Here is a 6,592-nt window from a genome sequence, read left to right as displayed (position 1 = left end):
TTTTTCTATTAGGATATAAACTTTTACACATAAAACAAATCGTTCCATCACATCCTCTTGCTGAACAGTAAGCTCGCCCATAAAAAATGAATTGCAAATGCAAGTTTCGCCAACTCGTTTCATCAAAGATTAATTTTAAATCTTTTTCGGTTTTTTTAACCGACTGACCATTTGTTAAGCCCCATCTCTGAGCTAAACGATGAATATGCGTGTCCACTGGAAAAGCAGGCTTATCAAAGAATTCACTAATAACAACAGAAGCTGTTTTGTGGCCTACTCCAGGCAACTCTTCTAGAAGGCTCAGTTCATCAGGAACCTTTCCCTGATGTTTTTCAAGAATAATTTTTGAAGTAGAAATAATAGCTTTTGCTTTTTTGGGTGCTAGTCCACAAGTTTTAATTAGTTCATAGACTTGTTTTTCACCTAAATCCAACATTTTTTGAGGATTATCGGCTAATTTGAAAAGTTCTTTTGTAACAAGATTTACCCTTTTGTCTGTAGTTTGGGCGCTCAATAAAACTGCTACTAAAAAAGTGAAAGCATTTTTATGATCTAAAGGCGCCTTAGGGTTAGGATATAATTCATTAAGTTTTTTTTCTATGAATAAAGCTCTTTCTTTTCTTTTCATAAATCTTAAAAATATCCTAAAAAAGAGCCATTATAGGACAAACTTTCTCAACTGAAAAAAGGTTGCAGTAGTTTTAAAAATAGGTATTATCGATGTCATAGGGGGAGAAATCCTTAAGCTTATTATTAAAGGTTATAAATCTTTTCATGAGTTTAATTTTCTCTAAATATTTTATAACTCATTCAGGGGAGGATTCTAAATGAGTAAATTTTTAAAAGTTTTCTTGGCTTTCGTAGGTACTGCTTTTTTAGCAACCTCAATTCATGCCCAAGCAACAATTGAAGAAGTTGTAGTTACTGCACAAAGAACGGAGCAGAGCTTACAAGAAGTTCCGATTGCGGTATCAGCATTCAGTGACGAAATTCTAGCAGAGCGTCAAATTGAGTATGCAAGTGACCTTCAACTTCAAGTTCCCGGTTTAACTTATAGTGCAGACGCTTTCAACGGTGGTGGTTTTGCCATTCGTGGGGTAGCTAACTTTGCCGTTTCATCCAGTTCGGATGCTGGTGTGATGACTCACGTAAATGGATTGCCTCTTGGATCAACTGCAACAAACGAACTTGGCTTTTTAGATATGCAACGAATTGAGGTACTTCGTGGTCCTCAAGGAACTTTGTTTGGTAGAAACTCAACAGGTGGGGTGATCAACTTGATTACTGCAAGACCAGATCTTGATGAGTTTTATGGCGATGTAAAAGTTCAATACGGTTCTGATAACCTTAAAAATTTGGATGTAATGTTAAACGTACCAATAAGTGATTCTTTGGGTATGCGTATTGCTTTTACAAATTTTGAAAAAGATGGTGTAACAAAAAATCTTTATTCCAAAGCAACTGATAATAGTTTCGATGACAGAGATAGTTATCAATGGAGAGCTACTTTTCAATGGAATCCAAATGATGACTCTAGTTTGACTCTTATGCACAATGCTTATGATGAAGAATCCAATAGAATACAAATTAACGGTGTTTTTTGTGACACCGCTTCAAGTTTGGTACAGGGTTGTGTAATTGGTGGTAATCAAGTTTTTGATGCAATTCACCCGATGTCAAATGGGTCAACAGTGCCAGCTCTTCTAGGACAAGCAATTAGTTTTTACGTTCCCTCTAATTTAACTAACGGTGCAGCTGGTGGTACTAAAACCTACCAACCAACTGGAGCCCTTCAAGATACTTACACAAATCGTCCAACACAATTTTTTGAAACTAACGATTGGAAAACTCCAACGCATGATGTTCAAGAATCACTTACACAACTAATTTATGATCACGATTTTGATCAAGGATCTTTATCTGTTGCCTATAGCAACAAGAAAAGATTTTTCTACAGAGATGCTGGTTCTACCTCAGAAGAAGCAAATGGGGTGAGATGGTTGCCAACAATGGCTGCGTTGCCTTTCTATAACGAAGGGTTCCCAATGGCATTTTCAAATGAAATTATCAAACCGAACTGTACAGTTAAAGATTTTAAAAACGGTTCTTTCTGTCCTAATGGTGAAGGTATTGGAAATTACTCTCTAAATCCTCAGTCTGGTGATGCTTCCCATGCTGGTAGTAAACAGACCACCTATGAGATTAAATATGTTTCTGATTTGGATGGGCCTTTTAATTTCTTAATTGGTGCAATTGACATTTCCCAAAGTAATAACACGATGTACGACGTATACGCATCAGGTATTACCGGAAACGGATTGCTTGCTCCTGGTTCAATTGCCGGAAACTATCGTGATGCCTACAATGGTCTGATATTTTGTTCACAAGCTCCAGCCCCTGTAGGGCCTTGTACAGCTGCAGTCATTGCATCTGGTAAAGCATTGGTCGGTGCGGCAGCATTAGCTAAAGATTTATTTGTTGCATCTGGGTTACCTGGTGCTGATGCAGGTTTAACAGATGTTGCAATTGCTTATGATATGACTGCGAGAATTGATGGTCTTTACACTGAGAACTTCCATAATGTTACGGAACGTTATGGTCTGGACTCTGCAGCTATCTTTACCGAGTTTTACTTTGATGTTGGTGATCAACACAAGCTTACTTTAGGTCTTAGATACAACGAAGATACTAAATCAATTGTTGATAACGCATACTTTTATAAGGTGCCTTTGGCATCAAATTGGGCCACAGCAGCACTTGCCACTTGTGGAGGATTTAACAAAGTAGGTGCGGCTTACATACCTAAATCCATTTCAAGTATTAGCGCTACTACTGGAGCCGTTACTTACAACGATTCGTGTGTGGATGGCACCGCCAAAACAGCTGGTCAAGCAATAGGTTCAACGCCTAACACCAATGCTGCTAACGGTTCTATCTCCTTAGGCGCTTTACCTGCAGATAATGCCAACTATGTTGCAAATAATGTTTCTCCAATACAGGATTTTTCTGAAACAACTGGAAGATTTGTTTGGGATTATCAAATAGATGAAGATACTCTTTTTTACATGAGTTATTCTCAAGGATTTAAAGGTGGTGGATTTAACCCGCCTTTTAATGCTGCGAAATTCCCAAATACTGAATTCGTTTATCCTAGTACTGAGGTTAAGGCAGTGGAGTTTGGTGTAAAAGCTACTGTTCCCGAAGCAGGTCTAACTGCTAATGCTTCCTTCTACTACAACGACTTTAAAAATTACACCATCAGTGTAATTAGAAACGAAACAGGTATAAACGAAGGTTTGCCTTTAGAACAATATGGTGCAGAACTTGAGCTTTATCTAGCTCCGCCAACTGTTCCAGGTTTGACTTTCAACGCAATGGTAAATTACCAAACTTCTGAAATTGGAACTTTCAGTATGATTAACAACCACGATATCGGTCTGCATTATTCTGGAAAAACTGCAACAAGCAGTAAGTGGCATGCATTGAAAGATTCAACCGCAAACACTTTCTTGGTCAACAAAGACGGTTTTGGTGCCTTATATGCAAAAGTAAATCAGTTGGTGTTATCTCAAGCTGGTGCAGCTAAGGTAGCAGTTGAAAATCTCGGAGCAGGCGCTACGGCTGCCCAAATAGCTGCTGCAACCAAAACTGCAAACTTTAATACAGTAGACGCCTTAAAAGGTGTTAACGAAATTGCATATGGAATTTACTGTTTAGATCCAAACAATGACGGTGATACTGCAGATGCTGAATGTGGTGGGGAAGGAACACCTAATGATGCAACAGATGATAAGCAAAGTCTTGTTCAAGGTGATCTCTTAAGAATATTCCCATTTGAAATGAGCTCTCATGCTACTGCATACGGTGAAAGAAGTGACGTTTGTCACATACTTACTGCATTAGGTGGCCCAAATACTTGTTTAACTGCCGGATTAGGCGGGACTGCTACAAGTACTTTGGTATACGCTCCTGATTCTGTGACAGTAAGTGGAGTAGAAATTGCTGGTCCTACAGGAACCCTACTTCCTTCATTAGCGCTTAGAGGTACTGGAACTTCAACTCAAACTGGTGGTATTTGTAAGTTATTCCAAGCTATGACTGATCACGGTTCAACTGTTGCCGGTACTGCGAATGAGCTGACCATTGCGGCAAACGAAGTGTGTGTTGAGACTCTAACAGAGTCTGGTAAGTGGATAAGTACTGGTTTTGCTACGGATATTACAGGAAATGAAATGCCATTCCCTGAACTTTCTGTTGGTTTTGGTATAGCTTATACCGCTCAAGCTGGTAATGTTGAAGTTACTCCAAGATTGGATTACTACTACCGTTCAGAGTACTACAACAGTGTTTTCAATAATGATGCTTACAAGATCCCTGCATGGGATGAGTGGAACTTCAGATTGAACATTGTTCCAACTAACGGTGACTGGAATATCAGCATTTGGGGTCAGAACCTAACTGATGATAGAAATATTACTGGTATGGCAACGACTGGTTCCTCAACTAGTCATACTACTAACGTTTGGGTGAGAGAGCCTAGATCGTTTGGTATGTCATTTGGGATTAATTTCTAATCAAGTCTAAAAAGAAAAAACCCTCGCTCAAGCGAGGGTTTTTTTTGTTAGATATATTTCAAATAAAACTTTATAATCAAACGTTCATTTAATTAAGGAGAATATATGAGAAATGTAGTAATCGTAGATAGCGTCCGTACAGGACTAGCTAAATCATTTCGAGGGGGATTTAACCAAACTCGTGCTGATAACATGACAGCACATTTAGTAAATGCTTTATTAGAACGAAACCCAGGCTTGGATCCTTCTTTAGTAGAAGACATGATTCTTGGATGTGGTGCGCCTGAGGGAGCACAAGGTCATAACATTGCAAGAAACGTTGCAGTATTATCAAAGCTGCCAATTGAGGTTGGTGGTACGACAGTCAACAGGTATTGTTCATCAGGTCTTCAAACTGTTGCGATGGCAGCAACTCAAGTACAAAGTGGTTTTTCAGATTGCATCATTGCTGGAGGAGTTGAATCTATTTCGACTACGCAGGGTAATACCAACATGCACATGTATGTGAACGACAAGCTAGCTGCTGATGTACCAGGCATTTACCATGCTATGGGACAAACTGCTGAATGTGTTGCTAAGCGTTATAACGTTACAAGAGAAGCGCAAGATGAATATGCTCTATCCAGCCAAGAAAGAACTGCAGCTGCTCAAACAGCCGGTTATTACGATGATGAGATTGTTCCAATGGACACAGTGATGAAACTTGTTAACAAAGAATCTGGCGAAGAGAAAGATGTTGAAGTTACTGTTGACCGAGATGATTGTAATCGTCCAGAAACGACCCTAGAAGGATTATCATCTCTTAAACCAGTTTTTGATCCTGAAAACGGTTCAGTTACTGCAGGAAACTCATCTCAATTATCTGATGGTGCTTCTGTCACTTTGGTTATGAGCGAGGAAAAAGCTTTAGAACTTGGTTTAACACCAAAACTTTATTTTAGAGGATTCACAGTTGTTGGATGTCAACCAGATGAAATGGGAATTGGTCCAGTTTACTCAATACCTAAGCTTTTAAAATCTGCTAATTTAAAATTAGAAGATATAGATTTGTGGGAACTCAATGAAGCTTTTGCGTCCCAAGTTGTTTACATCAGAGACAAATTAGGACTTCCTAGCGACAAACTGAATGTCAATGGAGGATCGATTTCAATCGGACATCCTTTCGGTATGACTGGTTCACGTCAAGTTGGACACGTTGCAAGAGAGCTTAATAGAAGGGGCGGAAAATACGGCATTGTTACAATGTGTGTCGGTGGCGGTATGGGAGCTACTGGGCTCTTTGAAGCCTATAATTCTTAATTATTTATCCGATTCTCTATGAAAGAATCGGATGAATTTTCAGTTCTTCAAAAATACTTTAAAAACTTGGGGAGTCAATACAATGACTCCTCAGGTATTTTGATTGGACCAGGAGATGATGCTGGTCTTTTTTCTACAAAAAACAAAGATTTAATTTTTTCTACAGACGTATCAGCGTCTGAGGTTCATTTTCCTAAAGCTTTAGCACCAGATCTAATTGCTTATAGATCTTGCTGTGTTGCAGCAAGTGACATTCCTGCCTGTGGAGGAACGCTTAAATGGTTATCTATCAGTCTTACAACGCCTAGTAAAGAACTTAGTTGGTTGAAAGAATTCGCAAAAGGCTTGAGACTTTTTACTAGAACATATCAGGTGCCAATAATTGGGGGAGACTTAGTAAAAGGAAAAGAATGTTCTGTGTCGGTGGGAGTTTGTGGTGAGGTTAATTCTGATCAATTTCTGCCTAGGAACGGCGCAAAAGAGGGAGACTCTATTTATGTCAGCGGTACTTTGGGCGCTGCCAAATTAGGATTGAAAGTAATAAAGTCAAATAAAAAAAATCTTAATTCAGAAGAAAAAAAATACCGCAACAAATTTCTAAAACCCAAGATTCAGACTGCACTTGGAAAAAACTTAAGAGGCATTGCTAATAGTTGTATTGATATTTCGGACGGCTTGATTGGAGATTTAGGACACATTTGTCAGCAAAGCAAATTGGG

4 protein-coding genes are annotated in these 6,592 nt (G+C 38.9%); 3 read left to right on the top strand and 1 reads right to left on the bottom strand.

Annotation, left to right across the window (positions count from 1 at the left end; all coding sequences use genetic code 11):
- On the bottom strand, positions 1-628 hold a 628-nt coding region (gene nth / locus B4237_RS02515; protein WP_286941220.1), incomplete at its 3' end, for an endonuclease III.
- Positions 629-827: 199 nt separating this feature from the next.
- Here nth and B4237_RS02510 point away from each other — a divergent pair.
- From B4237_RS02510 to thiL, 3 genes are all read left to right on the top strand, one after another.
- Positions 828-4,574 (top strand): TonB-dependent receptor domain-containing protein, encoded by a 3,747-nt coding sequence (locus B4237_RS02510; RefSeq protein ID WP_286941218.1) that lies wholly within the window; start codon positions 828-830, stop codon positions 4,572-4,574.
- Between the two features lie 105 nt (positions 4,575-4,679).
- Complete coding sequence (locus B4237_RS02505; RefSeq protein WP_286941215.1) at positions 4,680-5,873, top strand: thiolase family protein; 1,194 nt, start codon at positions 4,680-4,682, stop codon at positions 5,871-5,873.
- An 18-nt stretch (positions 5,874-5,891) separates the two neighbouring features.
- On the top strand, positions 5,892-6,592 hold a 701-nt coding region (gene thiL / locus B4237_RS02500), incomplete at its 3' end, for a thiamine-phosphate kinase (protein ID WP_286941213.1).

Origin of the sequence: Acinetobacter sp. UBA6526, assembly GCF_002434875.1 — a bacterium.
Taxonomy (GTDB): Bacteria; Pseudomonadota; Gammaproteobacteria; order Pseudomonadales; family Moraxellaceae; genus Acinetobacter; species Acinetobacter venetianus.
This window is presented reverse-complemented; position numbering and strand designations above follow the sequence as displayed.